Origin of the sequence: Streptomyces sp. CA-251247 (genome assembly GCF_050952975.1) — a bacterium.
Lineage (GTDB): Bacteria > Actinomycetota > Actinomycetes > Streptomycetales > Streptomycetaceae > Streptomyces > Streptomyces achmelvichensis.
Window position 1 is genome coordinate 4770016 of sequence record NZ_CP191861.1, and the last position, 23326, is coordinate 4793341.

Below are 23326 nucleotides of genomic sequence, written 5' to 3' on the forward strand. Positions count from 1 at the left end.
GGCTTCCGGCAGCGGAGACGGGTCCACCGCCCGTGCCCCCGGCCCTGCCGCCCGCTCCCGCCGCGCTGCCCGTTCCCGCGCTTCCGGCCCCTCCCGCCGGACCCTCGCCCGTCGGGCAGTTCGCCGGCCGGGTCCTGCGCGGCGACTGGGCACAGCCCGCGAAGGCAGCGCTCTTCCCGGCCGGGCTGCTGCTCGTCCTGGGCGTGGCTCTCGCGTTCCCCTCGTACGGACAGGACGACGAGGTCGTCGTCGGCTGGGTCGCACGGCTGCGGATCGCGCTCGCGATGCTGCTCCAGGGGGTCGGCGGCGGGTTCGAGATCAAGGCCGCCGAAGGAGGATCGCCCTTCGGAGGCGACTTCGGATCGGATTCCGGCTCCGGCTCCGGCTCCGGTTTCGGATCGGATTCCGGCTCCGGCTTCGGTGACGGGTTCGGCTCGTCCGACGCCATGGGCAGCGCCTCGCTCTCCCTGGTGCCGCTCACCGTGACGCTGCTCTTCGTCGCCGCGCTGTATCTGGGCGCCCGGATGCTGCGTACGCGCGGCGCCGGACTGGAGGCGGCCGTACGGCTCTCGCTCGTGGTCACCGCGGCGGTGCTGGTCCTCGGACTGTTCGCCCAGCCCGACATCGACGGTGTCGAGGTCTCCTCCTCGCCACTGCTCGCGATGCTCGGAGCGCTGGCGATCGCGCTCGTCGTGAGCTTCGCCGTCCTCCAGCGCGACCACCTCGCCGCCTGGCTGGGCATGCGCCCCGGCGCCGCCTCGACGGTCCGCGCCCTCGGCACGGCGGTGCGGGCGCTCGGCACGGTGATCGCGCTCTGCTCGGCGGTGGGGTTCGTCGTGTACGCGGTCCAGGACGACGTGGACGGTACGGCCCTGCTGGGCGCGCTGCCGTTCCTGCCCAACATCGGCTTCGCGGTGCTCGGACTGAGCTGGGGCGTACCGGTGGAGTACGACGTCCAGGGGGAGGCCAGTGCCTTCGGATCGAGCTCGGAGAACGGCGCGTTCGGACTGTCGGAGATCGGCGACCTGTGGGGCAACGGCGCGGTCGCCGGAGCGCTGACGCTCGGTGTGGTCTGCGCGCTGACCCTCGGCATCCGCACGGCCCTGCGCTCCCCGGACCGCCGTGAGCACCTGCTGACCGGCGCTTTCGTGCTCGGTCTGTTCCTGCTGTTCCTGGGGTTCAGCGGACTCGCGGCGGACGTCTCGGGCGGCGTCGGCGACTTCGGCGGCCAGGGCCGTTCGGAGGTGGCCCCGAGCGTTCCGGACGCCTTCCTGTTCGGTCTGCTGTGGGTGGGCGGTGCGGTGCTTCTGGCGCCCTACGCGGTGAAACTGACGGGGCGGCAGCCGGCTGTTCCGCCGTACGCCTCGGCGCCGCCGCCGGCCTACCCGCCGGCCGCCATGACACCGGGCGCGGCGGGCGCCACCGTCGCGGGTGCCTGGCCGGCGGCGGGCGCACCGGGCCAGGGCGGACCGGACGAGAGCGAGGGGCACGCGGTCGGCGCCGACACGGGTCCGCCGCCGACCTCGGGCCACGATCTGCCGGCCGCCGGGGACGCCCCGGCGGGACCGCAACCCGCGGCCCCGGCCGACCCGGCCGCCTCGGACACCCCGAACGCACCCGCAGCCCCGGCCGCATCAGCAGTCCCGCCCGCCGCCCCGGCCGTTCCGCCCGCGGGCGACGCGGCAGGCGCTCCCGCGGGTCCGCCGATGCCCGGAACTCCGGGAGCACCCGTGGCTCCCGGTGCGCACGGGCCGGGCGCGCCCGTGCCGGTGTACGACGCCGAGACATATGTGCCGGCCGGCTACGGACCTCACACCCCCCACACCTTCGACCTGGCCGCAGGACACGCGACGGTGCCCCCGCCCGGGAGCGACCAGGCCGCCGCGGCGCGTCGGCGCAAGGTGCTCGTCTGGACCGGCACCCTCGTCGCCGCGTTCGTCATCGGCGGCGGTGCCGCGGCCGGAGTGCTGCTCCTGCAGAAGGACGACGGCGGTTCCGACCGTGCGTCGGACAAGCCCGCCGCCTCGCCCTCGCAGGCGCCCTCGGCGCCCGCGTCCCCCTCGCCTTCTCCGACTCCGTCGCAGGAGCCCACCGCGGGCCCGGGGGCCAGTACGCCGCCCGGCGCGAACACGACTCCCTCGCAGCCGTCCGACGGCACACTGCCCGCCGGCTTCGTCCTCAAGAACGACCCCGCCGGATTCACCGTCGCCGTCATGGACGGCTGGCAGCGGCGGCAGACCGGCAGCCAGATCTTCTACGAGGCTCCCACCGGGGGCTCGTACCTCCAGATCGGCGTCATCAAGAACGCGCCGACGTCGTCCTACGAAAACTTCCTCGACCTGGAGAGCAAGCGCCAGGCGCTCCCCGAGGTCCGCTACCAGCGTCAGCAGTTGGTCCGGAACACCTTCCAGGGACGCCCCGGCGCGCTGTGGGAGTTCACCAACATCCCCGATCCCGAGAAGAGCACCGTGCTGCGCCATGTCATCGACCAGGCCTTCGTGGCCGCCGACGGCACGGAGTACGCGATCCTCGCCGGCGACCGGGCGGACCTGTGGGACACCGAGAACGACGTGGTCTTCTCGACCGCCCTCGGCACCTTCAAGCCGAACTAGCCGAACTAGCCGAACTAGCCGAACCGGGCGAACCGACCGAACCGCCGCGCACCGGCCGTGCACCGGCCGGACGAGCCCCACCGCCCCGGGGGGCCGGTCCGGACCGCCGGAACCGGACCAACCACCCCGGGGCCGGGCCCGGACCGCCGGATCAGGCCCCGGACAGGTTCAGCCGGAAGCAGTGCCCCTGCCGCTTCGACACCGGAGCCGTGAACGTCTCCGACAACTGCATCCCGAGCCGCTCGGTCACCGCGATCGAGCGCTTGTTGGCCGCGTCGACCATGGCCACGACCTCATCGACCCCCGCCGCCCGTACCCGCTCCAGCGTGATGCGGGCGGCGGCGGTCACATAGCCCCTGCCCCACGCCCGCCGCGCCAGCCGCCAGCCGATCTCGATCTCGCCGACCGGTCCGAAGTGCGTGTGCGGCCACGGCTGCGCACCCGTGAAACCGATGACCTCGCCCTGCTCGTCGAGCATGGTCCAGAAGCAGAATCCGCGTTCCGCGTCGTGCCGGCGCTGGCGGGCCGTGAGCTCCTCGTACACCGACAACTCGGCCGCCCTGCCGCCCTGGAACTCCATGACGTCCGGGTCGGCGAAGACCCGGTGCCAGGCGACGGCGTCCTCGTCGGTGGGCACGCGGAGCTGCACGGCGGGGAGGAGCCTGCTCATAGGGGAGCCCTTCGGTCGCGGATCTGTACGCCCCCATAGACTGCACATGTCCCGTGCCATCCGGTACGCAATATCGAGTCTTCGGGAGAACCCGCCGTGACCGAGCCGCTCGCCAAGAACACGGCGCAGACCGCGGATGTGATCGTTGTCGGGGCCGGCCCGGCCGGTTCCACGACCGCCTACCATCTCGCCAAGTCGGGCCTGGACGTCCTGCTGCTGGAGAAGACCGCGTTCCCGCGCGAGAAGGTGTGCGGCGACGGGCTGACCCCGCGCGCCACCAAGCAGCTGGTGGGTATGGGCATCGACATCTCCGAAGAGGCCGGCTGGCTGCGCAACAAGGGCCTGCGGATCATCGGCGGCGGTGTGCGACTCCAGCTCGACTGGCCGGAACTCGCCTCGTTCCCGGACTACGGACTCGTGCGCAAGCGCGACGACTTCGACGAGCAGCTGGCCCGCCAGGCGCAGAAGGCGGGCGCACGGCTCCACGAGCGCTGCAACGTGGGCGCCCCGATCATCGACGAGCGGACCGGCCGGATCACCGGTGTGGAGGCCAAGCTCGGCGAGGAGAAGACCCCGGTCACCTTCCACGCCCCGCTGGTCGTCGCCGCCGACGGAAACTCCTCCCGCATCTCCCTCGCCATGGGGCTGCACCGCCGCGACGACCGCCCGATGGGCGTGGCCGTGCGCACGTACTTCACGAGCCCCCGCCACGACGACGACTACCTGGAGTCGTGGCTGGAGCTGTGGGACCGCCGCGGCCCGGGCGAGGACCGGCTGCTGCCGGGCTACGGCTGGATCTTCGGCATGGGCGACGGCACCTCCAACGTCGGCCTCGGTGTCCTCAACACCTCGGCGGCGTTCAAGGAGCTGGACTGGCGCGAGGTGCTGAAGGCCTGGTGCGCCTCGATGCCGGAGGACTGGGGCTACACCGAGGAGAACATGACGGGCCCGATCCGCGGCGCCGCGCTCCCGATGGCCTTCAACCGCCAGCCGCACTACACGAAGGGCCTGCTGCTCGTCGGTGACGCGGGCGGCCTGGTCAATCCGTTCAACGGCGAGGGCATCGCATACGCCATGGAGTCCGGGGAGATCGCGGCCGACGTGATCGTCCAGGCGCACTCCCGCAGGACGCCCGCCCAGCGCGAGCTGGCGCTGCACCGCTACCCGAAGGTCCTCAAGGACACCTACGGCGGCTACTACACGCTGGGCCGCGCCTTCGTGAAGCTGATCGGCAACCCGAAGGTGATGAAGATCGCGACCCAGCGCGGTCTGTCCCACCCGATGCTGATGCGATTCACGCTCAAGATGCTGGCCAACCTCACCGACCCGACGGGCGGCGACGCGATGGACCGCATCATCAACGGCCTCTCCAAGGTGGCTCCGAAGGCCTGACCGTTCACGGCCGGGCCGCTCGGCAGGGAGCCGAGCGCCCCGGCCCCCGGCAGTTGACCGTCAGACGTTGACGATCTTCACCTTCGGTGAGCCGGGAAGGTCCTCGGCGGCCTTGCACAGGGCCGGGATGTGCGACGTGTCGGATGTGGCAAGCAGTACCGGCGGTGCGCAGAGGGCGGCCGTGGCCACCACCAGTGCATCCACGAGGCCTTCGTGTCCGTCGAGTCCCGAGATGTCCAGCAGCTGCGCCGCCGCATCCATGACGGCGTCGCTGACCGGCTTCACGTCGAACCGGGACAGCAGGATCTGGAGTCGCTGGGCGGCCTCTCGCCGGCATCCGTACCGGGCGAGCGTCGTCGGCAGGTCGAACGGTTCACCGATGATCCGGTGCGTGACCAACCCGCTGCGCAGCTCCCGGTCCGGTTCGGCGACGCAAACGCCGTGCGCCGCACCGTGGTTGAGCACGGCGTACAGCGTGCGCCGGCCGGCCCGAGGTGCTGCTGCGCGGCGGGGCGGACGACCTGCTCACCACGCTGGGTCCGAACTGGCGCCGATAACCGCCCACTTTGCACCCTTTGTCATCGTCCGCGTATGACATCCCGTTGTGCGGCCGAGGGCTCCTGCTGATGCCGTCGTGGTTCGCGACCGGCCCGATGGTGAGGTACCGGCCGGACGCGGCGACCGTTCTCGTGCATCCGATGCATCCGATGCGTCCCGCGGAGCGCGTCGCGTCTCGCCGGCCACCGTCGGCCGGCACGCCACGAACCCGCGCAACGCCGGTCTGGTGACGACGGTCCGGACCGGGACCGCGGTGCTGCACAGCCTGACCCCTCTCGGACGGGCCCTGCTGGGCGCCTGAGGGCCGGGGACGGGATCGCCGAAGGGCCGCGGCTCCGGCGGGAGCCACGGCCCTTCAGAAGGCTGGTGCAGGTGTCAGAGAACCCGGACCGCACCGCTCGCCGGGTAGCCCGACAGGTCCTGGATGACGACGCCCTTGCTGGGGTTGGCGGCGTCGAGGTACTGGCCGTCGCCGATGTAGACGCCGACGTGGTACGCGCTGCCGGCGCCACCCCAGTACAGGATGTCGCCGATCTGGAGGTTGCTGGTGCCCACCTGGGTGCCCGCCACCGACTGGTCCTGCGAGACGCGGGGGAGGTCGACGCCGACCTGGCGGAACGCGGCCTGGACGAGGCTGGAGCAGTCCCACGAGTTGGGGCCGGTGGCGCCCATGACGTAGGCGTCGCCGAGCTGGGCCTTGAGGAAGCCCACCACGGTCGCGGCGGAGCCGGTCGCGTTCGAGCTGTTGCTGCTGTACGCGGCGAGCGTGGAACGCTCGCTGGTACGGGAGGCGCGCTCCTGGGAAGCGGCCTCGGCACGCTGCTTCGCCTCGGCCTTCTCGGCCTCGGCCTTGCGGACCGCCTCGGCCTTGGCCTTCTTGGCGGCCTGCGCGGCCTTCGTGGCGGCAGCGTCCTCCTGTGCCTGCAACTCCTGGTCGAGAGCGACCTGCTGGGTCGCCTCGGCGGACTGCGCGACGGCTTGGGAGAGACCGGCGGTGAGCGTGGGCATCTCAATGGTCTCGGTGACCGGGTCGGCGTTGGCCGGTCCGGCGGCTCCGGCCACTGCGATCGTGCTGAGGACGCCACCGGCAACTCCGGCCCGGAGCGCCATCGTCGAGGCGCTGCGCCGGCGGGGCTTCCGGTGGCTGGGTATGTGAGCGGTGTGGGACATGGGACAACCGCTATCAGGGGGAACCGGTTCCCTTCAAGAAACGTGTGTTGCGCCACAGTTACGACCGGAACCTTTCAATCCGCTCCAGTCGGCGCCTTATTGACGCCCTAACGGGCAAAACGGGCATGCGTGATCACAGCTGTGATCATGGGCTTTCCGTAAAAGGTCCGAATTGCCTGGCGCTTACCATCGCTTCACACCGATGGCCAAGCCCGCTTTTGTTGAGAGTTTGAGCGAGTGGCGCAGGTCACAGAAAGGTCACCTCCCGGGCCCCCGGAAGTTCGTGAACGCGTGCACGCGTTCACCTTCGTCCGCGGAGGCGCTCGCCCGGGTGACGGGACGTCCTCTATCACCCGATGCGGTCCATCGCCAATTTGCCCGAACAGGCTCCGCCTTGCTATACCCGCACCCCTCCCACCAGCGGTAACGCATACGGATGTCACTTCTCGTGACCGCTCGGGCGCTTCGCGTATGAAGATCACCGCTCATCCGGCTTCATGATCCTTCGCCGGGTGGTGGAGATCACAAAGGCGTTGTCGTACCCCGTGTCGCAGATCACAGACCGGCAGGCATAGGATGCGGGGCAGTCGGGCTTGTGAACTGCCTCACATACACGTGATCTTCGAGGCAGCGAGGCGGTTGCCCGGTGCGGTCCAACGGTCAAGGACGACTGGAAGGAGCGAGGAGGGTGAATGCTTACGCGCCCATCCTTGTGCTCGGCGCCCTCGGGGCAGGGTTTGCGATCTTCTCCGTGGTCATGGCCACGCTTATCGGCCCGAAGCGCTACAACAGGGCGAAACAAGAGGCGTACGAGTGCGGCATCGAGCCCACTCCCACGCCGGCCGGCGGCGGCCGCTTTCCCATCAAGTACTACCTGACGGCGATGCTCTTCATCGTCTTCGACATCGAGATCGTCTTCCTCTACCCCTGGGCGGTCACCTTCGACGCCCTGGGGCTTTTCGGGCTCGTGGAGATGCTGCTCTTCGTGCTCACCGTCTTCGTCGCCTATGCGTATGTGTGGCGGCGCGGCGGTCTGGAATGGGACTGAGGGGCTGAGGGGCACCAATGGGACTCGAAGAGAAACTGCCGAGCGGTTTCCTGCTGACCACCGTCGAACAGGCCTCGGGCTGGGTGCGCAAGTCATCCGTCTTCCCGGCCACGTTCGGTCTGGCCTGCTGCGCCATCGAGATGATGACGACCGGTGCCGGACGGTACGACCTGGCCCGGTTCGGCATGGAGGTCTTCCGCGGCTCGCCGCGCCAGGCCGACCTGATGATCGTGGCGGGCCGGGTGAGCCAGAAGATGGCGCCCGTCCTGCGGCAGGTCTACGACCAGATGCCCAATCCCAAGTGGGTCATCTCCATGGGCGTGTGCGCATCGTCGGGCGGCATGTTCAACAACTACGCAATTGTGCAGGGCGTCGACCATGTCGTCCCTGTTGATATCTATTTGCCCGGCTGCCCGCCGCGTCCGGAGATGCTGATGGACGCCATTCTCAAGCTCCACCAGAAGATCCAGTCCTCCAAGCTCGGCGTGAACGCGGAGGAAGCGGCCCGCGAGGCGGAGGAAGCGGCGCTCAAGGCGCTTCCCCTGATCGAGATGAAGGGGCTGCTCCGGTGAGCGACGTACGCGCGGCCGCCGTGCCGCAGATGACGAGTGGATCCGCACCCCTGAGCCGCACGGGCGGAGAAGCGATCCAGGGGGTGCAGCGATGACGGACCAGCCGAACCCCGAGAAGGAGCTCAGCGAGCAGAACCTTCCCGGACAGCGTGGCGAGGGCGGCGAGGAGATCCGCGTCCAGCGCGGCATGTTCGGTGCCAACAACGGCGGCGACACCTCGGGCTACGGCGGCCTCGTCCGCTCCGTCCGGCTGCCCGGCCCGACGAACCGTCCCTACGGCGGCTACTTCGACGAGGTCGCCGACGAGCTCGAGGGTGCGCTGGAGGAACAGGGCCTCGTCCCCGAGAACGTCATCGAGAAGACGGTCGTCGACCGCGGGGAGCTCACCTTCCACGTCGCGCGCGAGCTGCTGGCGCAGGTGGCCCGCACCCTGAGGGACGACCCGGCCCTGCGCTTCGAGCTCTGTACCGGTGTCAGCGGTGTCCACTATCCCGACGACAAGGGCCGCGAGCTGCACGCCGTCTACCACCTGCGCTCGCTCACCCACGGCCGGCTGATCCGCCTCGAGGTCTCCGCCCCGGACAGCGACCCGCACGTGCCCTCCCTCGTCGCCGTCTATCCGACCAACGACTGGCACGAGCGCGAGACCTACGACTTCTTCGGGCTCGTCTTCGACGGCCACCCCGCCCTCACCCGGATCATGATGCCGGACGACTGGCAGGGCTACCCGCAGCGCAAGGACTATCCGCTCGGCGGCATCGCCGTCGAGTACAAAGGCGCCCAGATCCCGGCTCCTGACCAGCGGAGGTCGTACTCGTGAGTACATCGCACCCCCACCCGTCGCCCGGCCGCCACCCCTCACCGGATCCCTTCGGGACGCCCCTTGCAGATCCCCGCGAGACCACCGAGGGGACTGTATATACAGTCACCGGCGGCGACTGGGACGAGGTCGTGCAGAGCGCGGCCAAGGCCGACGACGAGCGCATCGTCGTCAACATGGGCCCGCAGCACCCCTCGACGCACGGCGTGCTCCGGCTGATCCTGGAGATCGACGGCGAGACGGTCACCGAGGCCCGCTGCGGCATCGGGTATCTGCACACCGGCATCGAGAAGAACCTCGAGTACCGGACCTGGACGCAGGGCACCACCTTCGTCACGCGCATGGATTATCTGACGCCGTTCTTCAACGAGACGGCGTACTGCCTCGGCGTGGAGAAGCTCCTCGGTATCGAGGACCAGATCCCGGACCGTGCGACGGTCATCCGCGTGCTGCTGATGGAGCTGAACCGGCTCTCCTCGCACCTGGTGTGCATCGCCACCGGCGGCATGGAGCTCGGCGCCACCACGATCATGATCTACGGCTTCCGCGATCGTGAACTGATTCTCGACATCTACGAACTGATCACCGGCCTGCGGATGAACCACGCGTACATCCGCCCCGGAGGCCTCGCCCAGGACCTGCCGCCGGGCACCGTGGACCAGCTCCGCGAGTTCGTGAAGACGATGAAGAAGAACCTGCCGGAGTACGACAAGCTCGCCACCGGCAACCCGATCTTCAAGGCCCGTATGCAGGACATCGGGTACCTCGACCTCACCGGCTGCATGGCGCTGGGCGCCACCGGACCGATCCTGCGCTCGGCGGGCCTCGCCCACGACCTGCGCAAGACCGACCCGTACTGCGGCTACGAGACGTACGACTTCGACGTCCCGACCGCCGACACCTGCGACTCCTACGGCCGCTTCCTCGTCCGGCTGGAGGAGATGCGGCAGTCGCTGCGCATCGTCGAGCAGTGCCTGGACCGGCTGGAGCCGGGCCCGGTCATGGTCGCGGACAAGAAGATCGCCTGGCCCGCACAGCTCGCGCTCGGGCCCGACGGACTCGGCAACTCCCTCGACCACATCAAGAAGATCATGGGCACCTCCATGGAGGCCCTGATCCACCACTTCAAGCTGGTGACCGAGGGCTTCCGGGTCCCCGCCGGACAGGCGTACGCCGCTGTCGAGTCCCCCAAGGGCGAGCTCGGTGTCCATGTCGTCTCCGACGGCGGCACCCGCCCCTACCGGGTCCACTTCCGTGACCCGTCCTTCACCAACCTTCAGGCCATGGCGGCGATGTGCGAGGGCGGCCAGGTCGCCGACGTCATCGTCGCCGTCGCGTCCATCGACCCCGTGATGGGAGGCGTCGACCGGTGACCGCAAATCAAGAGGTGAGCCTGGGCATGCCCCAGCTCCCCGCCCCCGACTACCCGGCCGATGTGCGCGCCAGGCTCGAAGCGGACGCGAAGGAGATCGTCGCCCGCTACCCCGACAGCCGGTCCGCCCTGCTGCCGCTGCTGCACCTGGTGCAGTCCGAGGAAGGCCATGTCACCCGTACCGGCGTGCGGTTCTGCTCCGAGGTGCTGGAGCTGACCACCGCCGAGGTCACCGCGGTGTCGACCTTCTACTCGATGTACCGGCGCAAGCCCTCCGGCGACTACCAGGTCGGGGTGTGCACCAACACGCTCTGCGCGGTGATGGGCGGCGACGCCATCTTCGACGACCTGAAGGAGCACCTCGGGGTCGGCAACGGTGAGACGACCGACGACGGCAAGGTCACCCTCGAACACATCGAGTGCAACGCGGCCTGCGACTTCGCCCCCGTGGTGATGGTCAACTGGGAGTTCTTCGACAACCAGACGCCCGAGTCCGCCCGCCGGCTCGTCGACGACCTGCGCGAAGGACGGCCGGTCGAGCCGACCCGCGGTGCGCCGCTGTGCACCTACAAGGAGACCGCGCGCATCCTCGCCGGCTTCCCCGACGAGCGCCCCGGCGCCGTCGAGGCCACCGGCGGAGCGGGTCCCGCGTCGCTGATCGGACTGCGCCTCGCCAAGGGCGAGACGACGGCCGCCCGGGTGGTCTCGCCGCGCGCCGAGTCCCGCCAGGACGCGCCCCAGCCCGGTTCCGAGCACCTCAGCTCGCACGACGCACCGCAGAAGACCTCGGACTCCGACCCGGAGCACCCGGCCGGCCCGGTGACCGAGGAGGGGGAGTGATGACCGTGTCCACCGAATTCGGGGGCAGCGCCCAGGGCGAGAGCAGCCCCGAGAAGCTGCTCGCGCCGGTGCTGTCCGCCTTCTGGGACGAGCCCGAGTCCTGGACGCTGGAGACCTATCGGCGGCACGACGGCTACCAGGGTCTGCGCAAGGCACTGGCCATGTCGCCCGACGACCTGATCGCCTACGTCAAGGACTCCGGTCTGCGCGGCCGCGGCGGCGCCGGCTTCCCCACCGGAATGAAGTGGCAGTTCATTCCGCAGGGCGACGGCAAGCCGCACTACCTCGTCGTCAACGCCGACGAGTCGGAGCCGGGCACCTGCAAGGACATCCCGCTCCTCTTCGCCAACCCGCACTCCCTCATCGAGGGCATCGTGATCGCCTGTTACGCGATCCGCTCGAACCACGCCTTCATCTATCTGCGCGGTGAGGTCGTCCCTGTACTGCGGCGGCTGCACGAAGCCGTGCGCGAGGCGTACGAGGCGGGCCTCCTCGGCACGGACATTCTCGGCAGCGGACTCGACCTCGAACTCACCGTGCACGCGGGCGCGGGCGCCTACATCTGCGGCGAGGAGACCGCGCTGCTGGACTCCCTGGAGGGCCGGCGCGGCCAGCCCCGGCTGCGGCCGCCCTTCCCCGCGGTCGCCGGTCTGTACGCCTGCCCCACTGTGGTGAACAACGTCGAGTCCATCGCGTCCGTTCCCGCGATCCTCAACAAGGGCAAGGACTGGTTCAAGTCGATGGGCAGCGAGAAGTCCCCGGGCTTCACGCTGTATTCGCTCAGCGGGCACGTCACGAGCCCCGGCCAGTACGAGGCCCCGCTCGGGATCACCCTGCGCCAGCTGCTCGACATGAGCGGCGGCATGCGGGCGGGCCACCGCCTCAAGTTCTGGACGCCGGGCGGCTCCTCCACCCCGATGTTCACCGACGAGCACCTCGACGTCCCGCTGGACTACGAGGGCGTCGGAGCGGCCGGCTCGATGCTCGGTACCAAGGCCCTCCAGTGCTTCGACGAGACCACCTGTGTCGTCAGGGCCGTGACCCGCTGGACCGAGTTCTACGCGCACGAGTCCTGCGGCAAGTGCACGCCGTGCCGTGAAGGCACCTACTGGCTGGTCCAGTTGCTGCGCGACATCGAGGCGGGCAAGGGCGAGATGGCCGACCTCGACAAGCTCAACGACATCGCCGACAACATCAACGGCAAGTCGTTCTGCGCGCTCGGCGACGGCGCCGCCTCCCCGATCTTCTCCTCGCTCAAGTACTTCCGCGAGGAGTACGAGCAGCACATCACCGGCAAGGGCTGCCCCTTCGACCCCGCCAGGTCGACCCTCTGGGCCGACCGGCACACCACCACGGAGGTGAACGCATGACGGTCACTACAAGCGCTCCCTCCGGGGGCGGGGAGGCGGCTGTGCCGCCCGAGGACCTCGTCTCGCTGACGATCGACGGCGTGGAGATCTCCGTCCCCAAGGGGACGCTGGTCATCCGCGCCGCCGAGCTGCTCGGCATCGAGATCCCGCGGTTCTGCGACCACCCCCTGCTCGACCCGGCCGGTGCCTGCCGGCAGTGCATCGTCGAGGTCGAGGGCCAGCGCAAGCCGATGGCCTCCTGCACCATCACCTGCACCGACGGCATGGTCGTCAAGTCGCAGCTCAGCTCGCCCGTCGCCGAGAAGGCGCAGAAGGGCGTGATGGAGCTGCTGCTGATCAACCATCCGCTCGACTGCCCGGTCTGCGACAAGGGCGGCGAGTGCCCGCTGCAGAACCAGGCGATGTCGCACGGCGGCGCCGAGTCCCGCTTCGAGGGAAAGAAGCGGACGTTCGAGAAGCCGGTGCCGATCTCCACCCAGGTACTGCTGGACCGCGAGCGGTGCGTGCTCTGCGCGCGCTGCACCCGCTTCTCCAACCAGATCGCCGGCGACCCGATGATCGAACTCCTGGAGCGGGGCGCGCTCCAGCAGGTCGGCACCGGCGAGGGTGACCCCTTCGAGTCGTACTTCTCCGGGAACACCATCCAGATCTGCCCGGTGGGCGCGCTGACCTCGGCGGCGTACCGATTCCGCTCCCGCCCCTTCGACCTGGTCTCCTCGCCGAGCGTGTGCGAGCACTGCTCGAGCGGCTGCGCGACCCGCACCGACCACCGGCGCGGCAAGGTCATGCGCCGGCTCGCGGCCGACGACCCCGAGGTCAACGAGGAGTGGATCTGCGACAAGGGGCGCTTCGGCTTCCGCTACGCGCAGCGTCACGACCGCCTGTCCACCCCGCTCGTGCGCAACCCCGAGACCCGCGAGCTGGAAACGGCGAGCTGGCCGGAGGCGCTGGCGGCCGCGGCGGCCGGGCTGACCGCGGCGCGCGGCCGGGCCGGGGTCCTGCTGGGCGGCCGGCTCACCGTCGAGGACTCCTACGCGTACGCCAAGTTCGCCCGGGTCGCCCTGGACACCAACGACGTCGACTTCCGTGCCCGGGTGCACTCCTCCGAGGAGGCCGACTTCCTGGCCGCCCGGGTCGCCGGCCGGGGCCGCGACCTGGACGGCAGTGGGCTCACCTACCGGACGCTGGAGAAGGCGCCCGCGGTCCTGCTCGTCGGATTCGAGTCCGAGGAGGAGGCCGCCGGGGTCTTCCTGCGGCTGCGCAAGGCGCACCGCAAGCACGGCCAGCGCACCTTCGCGCTGGCCACCCACGCCACCCGCGGTCTGGAGAAGGCGGGCGGCGTCCTGCTGCCCGCGGCCCCCGGCACCGAGACCGAGTGGCTGGACGCGCTCAGCAGCAACGTCGGCCTGGAGGGCGACGGTTCGGCCGCGGCCGACGCGCTACGCGCCGACGGCGCGGTGATCGTGGTGGGCGAGCGGCTCGCGGCCGTGCCCGGCGGACTCACCGCCGCCGTACGGACGGCGAGCGCGACCGGCGCCCAGCTGGTGTGGATCCCGCGCAGGGCGGGCGAGCGCGGCGCGGTCGAGGCGGGCGCGATCCCCTCGCTGCTGCCCGGCGGCCGCCCGGCCACCGACCCGCGGGCCCGCGAGGAGACCGCCGAGGTCTGGCGCGTACGTGAACTCCCGCACCGCTACGGCCGCGACACCGGCCAGATCGTCGAGGCCGCCGCCACCGGCGAACTGGGCGCACTGGTCGTCGCGGGCGTCGAGGTCGCGGACCTGCCCGACCCGACGCGCGCCCGTGAGGCGTTCGACTCGGTCGGCTTCCTGGTCTCCCTGGAACTGCGGCCGAGCGAGGTCACCGAGCGGGCGGACGTGGTCTTCCCGGTCGCCGCCGTCGCCGAGAAGTCCGGCACCTTCCTCAACTGGGAAGGCAGGGCACGGCTTTTCGAGGCCGCGCTCAAGCCGGAACAGATGACGCGCCGGCTGGCACCGTCCGACGCGCGGGTGCTGCACATGCTCGCCGACGAACTCGACGTCCCCTTCGGACTGCCCGACCTCAAGTCGGCACGCAGGGAGCTGGACCGGCTCGGCTCGTGGGACGGCCCGCGGGCGACCGAACCGATGGAGTCCGCACAGCCGCTGCCCCGCGCCGGCGAGGGCGAGGCGGTACTGGCCGGACACCGGCTGCTGCTCGACCAGGGCCTGCTCCAGCAGGGCGACGAGGCGCTGGCGGGCACCCGCCACGCGGCGGTCGCCCGGCTCTCGGCGACGACCGCGGCCGAGACCGGCGTCAAGGACGGCGACGTCCTGTCCGTCTCGGGCCCGTCGGGTTCGGTCAGCTTCCCGCTCCAGGTGACGGCCATGCCGGACCGGGTGGTGTGGCTGCCGCTGAACTCCGCGGGCGGCGGCGTCACATCGGACACCGGCGCCCTCCCCGGACAGCTGGTCCGCATCGGCCCGGCCGCGGCCCAGGCCGTCACCACTGAGGTACCGGAGGTGCGAGCGTGAGTGCCCTCGCTCATTTCGCGGAAGCCCAGCAGAGCGTTCTCGCTGCCGAGGACCTCTCGATGTTCGGGCGCGACCCGTGGTGGCTCGTCGTCATCAAGGCCGTGTTCTGCTTCGCCTTCCTGATGATCACCGTGCTGTTCTCCATCGTGTGGGAACGCAAGGTCGTGGCCTGGATGCAGCTGCGCATCGGGCCCAACCGGCACGGCCCCTGGGGCATGCTCCAGTCGCTCGCCGACGGCATCAAGCTCATGCTCAAGGAAGACCTGATCGTCAAGCGCGCGGACAAGGTCGTCTATGTCCTCGCGCCGATCATCGCGGCGATCCCGGCCTTCATGGCGATCGCGGTGATTCCGTTCGGCCCGTCCGGCAACGAGGTCTCGATCTTCGGCCACCGCACCACGATGCAGCTGACCGACCTGCCGATCGCGATGCTCTACATCCTCGCGGTCGCCTCGGTCGGCATCTACGGCATCGTGCTCGCGGGCTGGTCGTCCGGCTCCACGTACCCGCTCCTCGGCGGACTCCGCTCCTGCGCGCAGATGATCTCGTACGAGATCGCGATGGGCGCGGCGTTCGCCTCCGTCTTCCTCTACTCCGGGTCGATGTCGACCTCGGCGATCGTCGAGGCGCAGGCGGACCGCTGGTACATCATCCTGCTGCCCGTCTCGTTCATCATCTACGTGATCACGATGGTCGGTGAGACCAACCGGGCGCCGTTCGACATGCCGGAGTCCGAGGGCGACCTGGTCGGCGGCTTCAACACCGAGTACAGCTCGATCAAGTTCGCGATGTTCATGCTGGCCGAGTACGTCAACATGGTCACCGTCTCCGCCGTCTCGGTCACCCTCTTCCTGGGCGGCTGGCGGGCTCCCTACCCGATCTCCACGTTCTGGGAGGGCGCGAACCACGGCTGGTGGCCGATGCTCTGGTTCGTCATCAAGGTCCAACTGCTGCTGTTCTTCTTCATCTGGCTGCGCGGCACGCTTCCCCGTGTCCGCTACGACCAGCTGATGAAGCTCGGCTGGAAGGTCCTCATCCCCGTCTCGGTGGTGTGGCTGATGCTGGTCGCGACCGTGCGGGCGCTGCGGAACGAGAACTACGACTTCCAGCAGATCGTGCTCTACGTCGGCGGCGCGGTCATCGCCGTCCTGCTGCTCTCCTTCGTCTTCGACATCTTCCGAGGCAAGAAGGAGAAGGAGGCGGAAGCCCAGGCGGCGAAGGAACCGCCCGCGGCCTTCGACCCGATGGCGGGCGGATTCCCCGTACCGCCGCTGCCGGGACAGGAGTTGCCGCCGGTGCCGCGCAGGCGTCCGCGCCGGGAGCGCGAGCTGATTGTCAGTGGTGGACCCGATACTCAGGGTGACGGACCTCGTGACGGAAAGGAGGCTGACGGTGTCTGAGGGATCCGAGAACAAGTTCCAGAATCCGGTTGCCGGCTTCGGCGTGACCTTCAAGGCCATGTTCAAGAAGCGGCTGACCGAGCAGTACCCGGAGGAGCCGAAGGTCACGGCGCCGCGCTTCCACGGCCGGCACCAGCTCAACCGGCACCCGGACGGCCTCGAGAAGTGCATCGGGTGCGAGCTGTGCGCCTGGGCCTGTCCGGCGGACGCGATCTATGTGGAGGGCGCGGACAACACCGAGGAGGAGCGCTACTCCCCGGGCGAGAGGTACGGCCGCGTCTACCAGATCAACTACGCCCGCTGCATCCTGTGCGGGCTGTGCATCGAGGCCTGCCCGACCCGGGCGCTGACGATGACGAACGACTTCGAGCTGGCCGACAGCTCCCGCGAGGCGCTCATCTACACCAAGGAGCAGCTCCTCGCCGGACTCGAGGAGGGCATGGTCGAATCGCCCCACTCGATCTTCCCCGGCACGGACGAGCAGGACTACTACCGGGGTCTGGTCACCGAGGCCGCTCCCGGCACGGTCCAGCAGGTCCCCCTCTCCAAGCAGGAGAAGCCGCAGGAAGGCGCCTCCACCTTCGGTGACGAGGAACCGGCTTCGGGGAAGGTGGTCGGCTCATGAACGCCCTCGCCGCCACCACCACGTCGACGGGTGAGGCCGTCCAGTTCTGGGTGCTCGGCACCGTCGCCGTGATCGGCGCCCTGTGCACGATCCTGATGCGGCGGGCCGTGCACAGCGCGCTCTGCCTCGCCGGGACCATGATCGTCCTGGCGGTCTTCTACCTCGCCAACGGCGCCTACTTCCTCGGTGTCGTGCAGATCGTCGTCTACACCGGCGCGATCATGATGCTGTTCCTCTTCGTCGTCATGCTGGTCGGCGTCACCGCCGCCGACTCGCTGAAGGAGACGCTGAAGGGCCAGCGCTGGCTCGCCGCGGCCTGCGGACTCGGCTTCGGCATCCTGCTGATCGCCGGCATCGGCAATGCCTCGCTGAAGAACTTCAACGGACTCGGCACGGCCAACAGCGTCCACGGCGGCAACGTCGAAGGACTCGCCGCCCTGATCTTCACCAAGTACGTCTTCGCCTTCGAGATCACCGGCGCGCTGCTGATCACCGCGACCGTCGGCGCGATGGTGCTCACCCACCGGGAGCGCACCGAGCGGGCCAAGACGCAGCGGGAGCTGTCCGAAGAGCGGGTCCGCGAGGGCAAGCACCTGCCCCCGCTGCCGGCTCCGGGTGTCTACGCCCGGCACAACGCCGTGGACATCGCCGGTCTGCTCCCGGACGGCACGCCGTCCGAGCTCACGGTCATGCAGACGCTGCGGCAGCGCGGCCAGATCCGCGACGTGTCGGACGAGGCACTGGCGGACCTCAAGGCGCTGGAGCGGCGCTCGGAGGACCGGCTGGGCCGTGACCACGACGAGCACGAAGAGGAGGTCGCGAAGTGAATCCCGTCAATTACCTGTATCTCGCAGCGCTGTTGTTCACCATCGGCGCGGCCGGGGTGCTGATCCGGCGGAACGCGATCGTCGTCTTCATGTGCATCGAGCTGATGCTCAACGCCTGCAACCTCGCGTTCGTCGCCTTTTCCCGTATGCACGGCAACCTCGACGGCCAGATCATCGCGTTCTTCACGATGGTCGTCGCCGCCGCGGAGGTCGTGGTCGGGCTCGCGATCATCGTGTCGCTGTTCCGTTCCCGTCACTCGGCCTCGGTCGACGACGCCAGCCTGATGAAGCTGTAAGGGGCCGCCGGCATGGAGAACCTCATTGGGCTGCTCATCGCGGCACCACTGCTCGGAGCGGCGGTGCTGCTGTGCGGCGGGCGGCGGCTCGACCGCACCGGCCACTGGATCGGCACCGTGCTCGCCGGTGCGTCGTTCGTGCTCGGCGTGGTGCTGTTCACGAACATGCTGGGCAAGGGCGCCGAGGAACGCACCCTGCACAGCACGCTGTTCACCTGGATCCCGGTCGAGAGCTTCCAGGCGGACGTCGCCTTCCAGCTCGACCAGCTGTCGATGACCTTCGTCCTGCTGATCAGCGGCGTCGGCACACTGATCCACATCTACTCCATCGGGTACATGGAGCACGACGAGCGGCGCCGCCGCTTCTTCGGCTATCTGAACCTGTTCCTCGCGGCCATGCTGCTGCTGGTCCTCGCCGACAACTACCTGCTGCTGTACGTCGGATGGGAGGGCGTCGGCCTCGCCTCCTACCTCCTCATCGGCTTCTGGCAGCACAAGCCCAGTGCGGCGACCGCGGCGAAGAAGGCCTTCCTCGTCAACCGCGTCGGCGACATGGGCCTGTCGATCGCGATCATGCTGATGTTCACCACCTTCGGGACCTTTGCCTTCGGGCCGGTCCTGGAGGCGACGGGCGAGACGAGCGAGGGCAAGCTGACGGCGATCGGCCTGATGCTGCTGCTGGCGGCCTGCGGCAAGTCCGCCCAGGTGCCGCTGCAGTCCTGGCTCGGGGACGCGATGGAGGGCCCGACCCCGGTCTCGGCCCTCATCCACGCGGCGACCATGGTGACCGCGGGTGTGTATCTGATCGTCCGCTCCGGCGCGATCTTCAATGCCGCACCCGACGCCCAGCTGGCCGTTGTGATCGTCGGCGCCGTCACGCTCCTGTTCGGTGCGATCGTCGGTTGCGCCAAGGACGACATCAAGAAGGCCCTCGCCGGCTCGACGATGTCGCAGATCGGCTACATGATCCTCGCGGCCGGTCTCGGCCCGATCGGATACGCCTTCGCGATCATGCACCTGGTGACGCACGGCTTCTTCAAGGCCGGTCTGTTCCTCGGCGCCGGTTCGGTCATGCACGGCATGAACGACGAGGTCGACATGCGCAAGTACGGCGGCCTGCGGAAGTACATGCCGGTCACCTTCGTCACCTTCGGGCTCGGCTACCTCGCGATCATCGGGATGCCGCCGTTCTCCGGCTTCTTCTCCAAGGACAAGATCATCGAGGCCGCCTTCGCGTACGACGACGGCATCCGCGGCTGGATCTTCGGCGGAATCGCCCTGCTGGGCGCCGGTATCACCGCGTTCTACATGACGCGTGTGATGATCATGACCTTCTTCGGTGAGAAGCGCTGGCAGCCCGACGCGGAGGGCCACGAGCCGCATCCGCACGAGTCGCCCAGGTCGATGACCATCCCGATGATCGTGCTCGCCTTCGGGTCGGTCTTCGCCGGCGGGTTCTTCAGCATCGGCGACCGCTTCGTCAACTGGCTGGCTCCGGTCACCGAGTTCGAGCATCCGCACCCGGTGATCAGCGTGCCGACGATCACGGCCTGCACCATCGCCATGCTGCTGATCGGCGTCGCCATCGCCTGGGTCATGTACGGACGCAAGCCGGTCCCGGTCGTGGCTCCGCGCGCCTCGCTGCTCACCCGGGCCGCCCGCCGGGATCTGTACCAGGACGACGTCAACCACGTGGTCCTGGTCCGTGGCGGCGAACACCTCACCCGCTCCCTGGTCTACGTCGACCACACCCTGGTCGACGGCGTGGTGAACGGCACGGCCGCCTCGGTCGGCGGGCTCTCGGGCCGCCTGCGCAAACTGCAGAACGGCTACGCCCGCTCGTACGCCGTCTCGATGTTCGGAGGTACGGCGGTGCTGATCGCCGCGACCCTGCTGATGAGGGCGGTGTAACTGCTATGTCTTTCCCGCTCCTTACGGTGACGGCGGCACTTCCGGCAGTCGGTGCGATCGCCACTGCCGCGGTGCCCGCCGCGCGGCGGACCGCAGCGAAATGGCTGGCGCTGCTGTTCTCGCTCGCCACACTCGTGCTCGCCGCGATCGTGCTCGTACGGTTCGAGCCCGGCGGTGACCGCTACCAGCTCACCGAGTCGCACGCCTGGATCAAGGACTTCGGCGTCCGGTACGAACTGGGCGTCGACGGCATCGGGGTGGCGCTGATCGCGCTGACCGCGCTGCTCATCCCGTTCGTCATCGGCGCCGGATGGAACGACGCCGAGCCCCAGGAGACCGGCAGCAAGCGCTGGCGGCCCACCCAGGGGTTCTTCGCGCTGATCCTCATGGTCGAGGCGATGGTGATCCTCTCCTTCGAGGCCACCGACGTCTTCCTCTTCTACATCCTGTTCGAAGCCATGCTCATCCCGATGTACTTCCTCATCGGCGGCTTCGGCGACCGGGCCCACGCGGGCGGGGACGAGGCGGCGGCGACCCAGCGGTCGTACGCGGCCGTGAAGTTCCTCCTCTACAACCTGGTCGGCGGACTGATCATGCTGGCCGCGGTCATCGGTCTCTACGTCGTCGCGGGGAGCTTCTCGCTCTCCGAGATCGCGGAGGCCCGGGCGAGCGGCCAGCTGGAGATGGCGACCAACACCGAGCGGTGGCTGTTCCTCGGCTTCTTCTTCGCCTTCGCGATCAAGGCGCCGCTCTGGCCGCTGCACACCTGGCTGCCGAACGCGATGGGGGAGGCGACCGCTCCGGTCGCCGTGCTGATCACCGCGGTCGTCGACAAGGTCGGCACCTTCGCGATGCTCCGCTTCTGCCTCCAGCTCTTCCCCGAGGCCTCCAAGTGGGCCACGCCGGTGATCCTGGTGCTGGCGCTGATCAGCATCGTCTACGGCGCCCTGCTCGCGGTCGGCCAGCGCGACATCAAGCGACTGGTCGCCTACGCCTCGATCTCGCACTTCGGCTTCATCGTCCTCGGCATCTTCGCGATGACCTCCCAGGGCCAGTCGGGCGCGACGCTCTACATGGTCAACCACGGGATCTCGACCGCCGCGCTGATGCTGGTCGCCGGCTTCCTGATCACCCGGCGCGGCTCGCGGCTCATCGCGGACTACGGCGGAGTGCAGAAGGTCGCTCCGGTGCTCGCCGGCACCTTCCTGATCGGCGGCCTCGCGACCCTCTCGCTGCCCGGACTGGCTCCGTTCGTCAGTGAGTTCCTGGTCCTGGTCGGCACGTTCGCGCGCTATCCGGTGGCCGGCATCATCGCCACCTTCGGCATCGTGCTCGCCGCGCTCTACACCCTCGTCCTCTACCAGCGGACGATGACCGGGCCGGTGAAGGCCGAGGTGCGGAGCATGCCCGACCTCAAGGCCCGTGAGCTGGCGGTCGTGGCGCCGCTGATCGCGCTCCTGATCTTCCTCGGCGTCTTCCCGAAGCCGCTGACGGACATCGTGAACCCGGCGGTCGAGCACACGATGTCCGACGTCCAGCAGAAGGACCCCCAGCCCGAGGTGGAGGCGGCCAAGTGAGCGCTACAGCTGTCCACAGCCTGTGGACGACGGCGGCCACGGCCGCACCGACGCCGCCGATCGACAAGATCCCGGCCCCTCACATCGAATACGCCCAGCTGGCACCGGTACTGATCGTCGTCGGCGCCGCCGTCCTCGGTGTGCTGGTCGAGGCGTTCGTACCGCGCAAGGCCCGGTACCACACCCAGCTGTTCCTGACCGTCGTCGCTCTCGCCGCCGCGTTCGCCGCGATCGTCGGGCTCGCCGCCGGGGGATACGGCACCACCAAGGCGCACATCGCCGCGATGGGCGCGATCGCCGTCGACGGTCCTGCGCTGTTCCTCCAGGGCACCATCCTGCTGGCGTCGATGGTCGCGGTGTTCACCTTCGCCGAGCGCCGGCTCGACCCGGAGGTACACGGCAACCGCGTCGACTCGTTCGCCGCACAGGCCGCCTCGGTCCCCGGCAGCGACAGCGAAAAGGCCGCGGTCAAGGCCGGGTTCACCACCACGGAGGTCTTCCCGATCGCGCTGTTCGCGATCACCGGCATGCTGGTCTTCCCGGCCGCCAACGACCTGCTGACCCTCTTCATCGCACTCGAGGTCTTCTCCCTCCCGCTGTATCTGCTGTGTGCGCTCGCCCGGCGCAAGCGGCTGATGTCGCAGGAGGCCGCGGTGAAGTACTTCCTGCTGGGCGCCTTCTCGTCCGCGTTCCTGCTCTTCGGCATCGCCCTGCTCTACGGGTACGCGGGCTCCGTCTCGTACGCCCGGATCGCGGAGGTCGTCGACGGCAGCGTCCGCACCATCGACCCGGCACTCGCCGACACCATGGGCAACGACGCGCTGCTGCTCATCGGCGTCGCGATGATCCTGATGGGCCTGCTGTTCAAGGTCGGCGCCGTCCCGTTCCACATGTGGACGCCGGACGTCTACCAGGGAGCGCCGACCCCCATCACCGGCTTCATGGCCGCGGCGACCAAGGTGGCCGCGTTCGGTGCGCTGCTGCGGCTGCTGTACGTGGTGCTGCCGGGGCTGCGCTGGGACTGGCGGCCGGTCATGTGGGCCATCGCCATCGTCACCATGCTGGGCGGCGCGATCGTGGCCATCACCCAGACCGACATCAAGCGGCTGCTCGCGTACTCCTCGATCGCGCACGCCGGCTTCATCCTGGCCGGTGTCATCGCGACGACGCCCGACGGCATCTCGTCCGTCCTGTTCTATCTGGCGGCGTACTCCTTCGTGACGATCGGCGCGTTCGCGGTGGTCACGCTGGTGCGGGACGCGGGCGGCGAGGCGACACATCTGTCCAAGTGGGCGGGTCTGGGCCGTCGTTCACCCCTGGTCGCGGCCGTGTTCGCCGTCTTCCTGCTGGCCTTCGCCGGCATTCCGCTGACGTCCGGCTTCTCGGGCAAGTTCGCGGTCTTCAAGGCGGCGGCGGAGGGCGGCGCGGGTGCGCTGGTCGTGGTCGGTGTGATCTCGTCCGCCATCGCCGCGTTCTTCTACATCCGGGTCATCGTGCTGATGTTCTTCAGCGAGCCGAAGGCGGACGGCCCGACGGTGGCCGTCCCGTCGGTGCTGACGACGACGGCGATCGCCGTCGGTGTCGCGGTGACGGTGGTGCTGGGTGTGGCCCCGCAGTACTTCCTGGACCTGGCGAACCAGGCCGGGGTGTTCGTGCGGTAGCCGTACGCCACATGGTCCACGAAGGGCCCGACTCCCTCGGGGGAGCCGGGCCCTTCGTCTGTGCGGTGCGCGGCATCTGCCAGCGGGGATCGGGC

General features: G+C 69.5%; 19 protein-coding genes. 16 read left to right on the top strand and 3 right to left on the bottom strand.

Annotated elements, in window-relative coordinates; all coding sequences use genetic code 11:
• The first annotated feature begins 32 nt into the window (after positions 1-32).
• Positions 33-2612, top strand: a complete 2580-nt coding sequence (locus tag ACQPWZ_RS21115; RefSeq protein WP_433573941.1) for a hypothetical protein — start codon at positions 33-35, stop codon at positions 2610-2612.
• Between the two features lie 151 nt (positions 2613-2763).
• Here ACQPWZ_RS21115 and ACQPWZ_RS21120 read toward each other — a convergent pair whose 3' ends face one another.
• Positions 2764-3282, bottom strand: a complete 519-nt coding sequence (locus ACQPWZ_RS21120) for a GNAT family N-acetyltransferase (RefSeq protein WP_433572140.1) — start codon at positions 3280-3282, stop codon at positions 2764-2766.
• Between the two features lie 96 nt (positions 3283-3378).
• Between ACQPWZ_RS21120 and ACQPWZ_RS21125 the strand changes: the two genes are divergently transcribed.
• Positions 3379-4674 (top strand): geranylgeranyl reductase family protein, encoded by a 1296-nt coding sequence (locus ACQPWZ_RS21125; protein ID WP_340474677.1) that lies wholly within the window; start codon positions 3379-3381, stop codon positions 4672-4674.
• 60 nt (positions 4675-4734) lie between these two features.
• On the opposite strand, the gene ACQPWZ_RS21130 is transcribed toward ACQPWZ_RS21125, so the two are convergent.
• Positions 4735-5139: a hypothetical protein gene (locus ACQPWZ_RS21130; RefSeq protein ID WP_433572141.1), complete on the bottom strand. Its 405-nt coding sequence runs from the start codon at positions 5137-5139 to the stop codon at positions 4735-4737.
• A gap of 468 nt (positions 5140-5607) precedes the next feature.
• Positions 5608-6402 carry a C40 family peptidase gene (locus tag ACQPWZ_RS21135; RefSeq protein WP_340474681.1) on the bottom strand — a complete coding sequence of 265 codons (795 nt, stop codon included), beginning with the start codon at positions 6400-6402 and terminating at the stop codon, positions 5608-5610.
• Between the two features lie 688 nt (positions 6403-7090).
• On the opposite strand from ACQPWZ_RS21135, the gene ACQPWZ_RS21140 reads away from it, so the two are divergent.
• The 14 genes from ACQPWZ_RS21140 (at position 7091) to nuoN (ending at position 23231) form a co-directional block, all read left to right on the top strand.
• Positions 7091-7450, top strand: a complete 360-nt coding sequence (locus ACQPWZ_RS21140) for an NADH-quinone oxidoreductase subunit A (RefSeq protein WP_313944764.1) — start codon at positions 7091-7093, stop codon at positions 7448-7450.
• A 17-nt stretch (positions 7451-7467) separates the two neighbouring features.
• Complete coding sequence (locus ACQPWZ_RS21145) at positions 7468-8022, top strand: NuoB/complex I 20 kDa subunit family protein (RefSeq protein ID WP_313944763.1); 555 nt, start codon at positions 7468-7470, stop codon at positions 8020-8022.
• A 91-nt stretch (positions 8023-8113) separates the two neighbouring features.
• Positions 8114-8842 carry an NADH-quinone oxidoreductase subunit C gene (locus tag ACQPWZ_RS21150; protein ID WP_340474682.1) on the top strand — a complete coding sequence of 243 codons (729 nt, stop codon included), beginning with the start codon at positions 8114-8116 and terminating at the stop codon, positions 8840-8842.
• Complete coding sequence (locus ACQPWZ_RS21155; protein WP_433572142.1) at positions 8839-10215, top strand: NADH-quinone oxidoreductase subunit D; 1377 nt, start codon at positions 8839-8841, stop codon at positions 10213-10215. Before ACQPWZ_RS21150 ends, ACQPWZ_RS21155 begins: the two co-directional genes overlap by 4 nt.
• Positions 10216-10241: 26 nt before the next feature.
• On the top strand, positions 10242-11054 hold the full coding sequence (gene nuoE / locus ACQPWZ_RS21160) for an NADH-quinone oxidoreductase subunit NuoE (protein WP_383232335.1): 813 nt from the start codon (positions 10242-10244) through the stop codon (positions 11052-11054).
• Positions 11054-12424, top strand: a complete 1371-nt coding sequence (nuoF, locus tag ACQPWZ_RS21165) for an NADH-quinone oxidoreductase subunit NuoF (RefSeq protein WP_383232338.1) — start codon at positions 11054-11056, stop codon at positions 12422-12424. Before nuoE ends, nuoF begins: the two co-directional genes overlap by 1 nt.
• Entirely contained in the window at positions 12421-14934 is a 2514-nt protein-coding gene (locus tag ACQPWZ_RS21170; RefSeq protein WP_433572143.1) for an NADH-quinone oxidoreductase subunit G, read from the top strand. Before nuoF ends, ACQPWZ_RS21170 begins: the two co-directional genes overlap by 4 nt.
• A gap of 59 nt (positions 14935-14993) precedes the next feature.
• The gene (nuoH, locus tag ACQPWZ_RS21175) at positions 14994-16334 is read left to right on the top strand and encodes an NADH-quinone oxidoreductase subunit NuoH (protein WP_340477952.1); all 1341 of its coding nucleotides are present in this window, start codon (positions 14994-14996) and stop codon (positions 16332-16334) included.
• Entirely contained in the window at positions 16327-16959 is a 633-nt protein-coding gene (gene nuoI, locus ACQPWZ_RS21180; protein WP_340474688.1) for an NADH-quinone oxidoreductase subunit NuoI, read from the top strand. Before nuoH ends, nuoI begins: the two co-directional genes overlap by 8 nt.
• Positions 16956-17786 carry an NADH-quinone oxidoreductase subunit J gene (locus ACQPWZ_RS21185; protein WP_340474689.1) on the top strand — a complete coding sequence of 277 codons (831 nt, stop codon included), beginning with the start codon at positions 16956-16958 and terminating at the stop codon, positions 17784-17786. Before nuoI ends, ACQPWZ_RS21185 begins: the two co-directional genes overlap by 4 nt.
• Entirely contained in the window at positions 17783-18082 is a 300-nt protein-coding gene (gene nuoK, locus ACQPWZ_RS21190; RefSeq protein WP_100108534.1) for an NADH-quinone oxidoreductase subunit NuoK, read from the top strand. The genes ACQPWZ_RS21185 and nuoK overlap by 4 nt, the downstream gene beginning before the upstream one ends.
• Positions 18083-18094: 12 nt before the next feature.
• Positions 18095-19993: an NADH-quinone oxidoreductase subunit L gene (nuoL, locus tag ACQPWZ_RS21195; protein ID WP_340474690.1), complete on the top strand. Its 1899-nt coding sequence runs from the start codon at positions 18095-18097 to the stop codon at positions 19991-19993.
• A 5-nt stretch (positions 19994-19998) separates the two neighbouring features.
• Positions 19999-21570 carry an NADH-quinone oxidoreductase subunit M gene (locus tag ACQPWZ_RS21200; RefSeq protein WP_340474691.1) on the top strand — a complete coding sequence of 524 codons (1572 nt, stop codon included), beginning with the start codon at positions 19999-20001 and terminating at the stop codon, positions 21568-21570.
• Positions 21567-23231, top strand: a complete 1665-nt coding sequence (nuoN, locus tag ACQPWZ_RS21205; RefSeq protein ID WP_433572144.1) for an NADH-quinone oxidoreductase subunit NuoN — start codon at positions 21567-21569, stop codon at positions 23229-23231. The genes ACQPWZ_RS21200 and nuoN overlap by 4 nt, the downstream gene beginning before the upstream one ends.
• Positions 23232-23326: the final 95 nt, after the last annotated feature.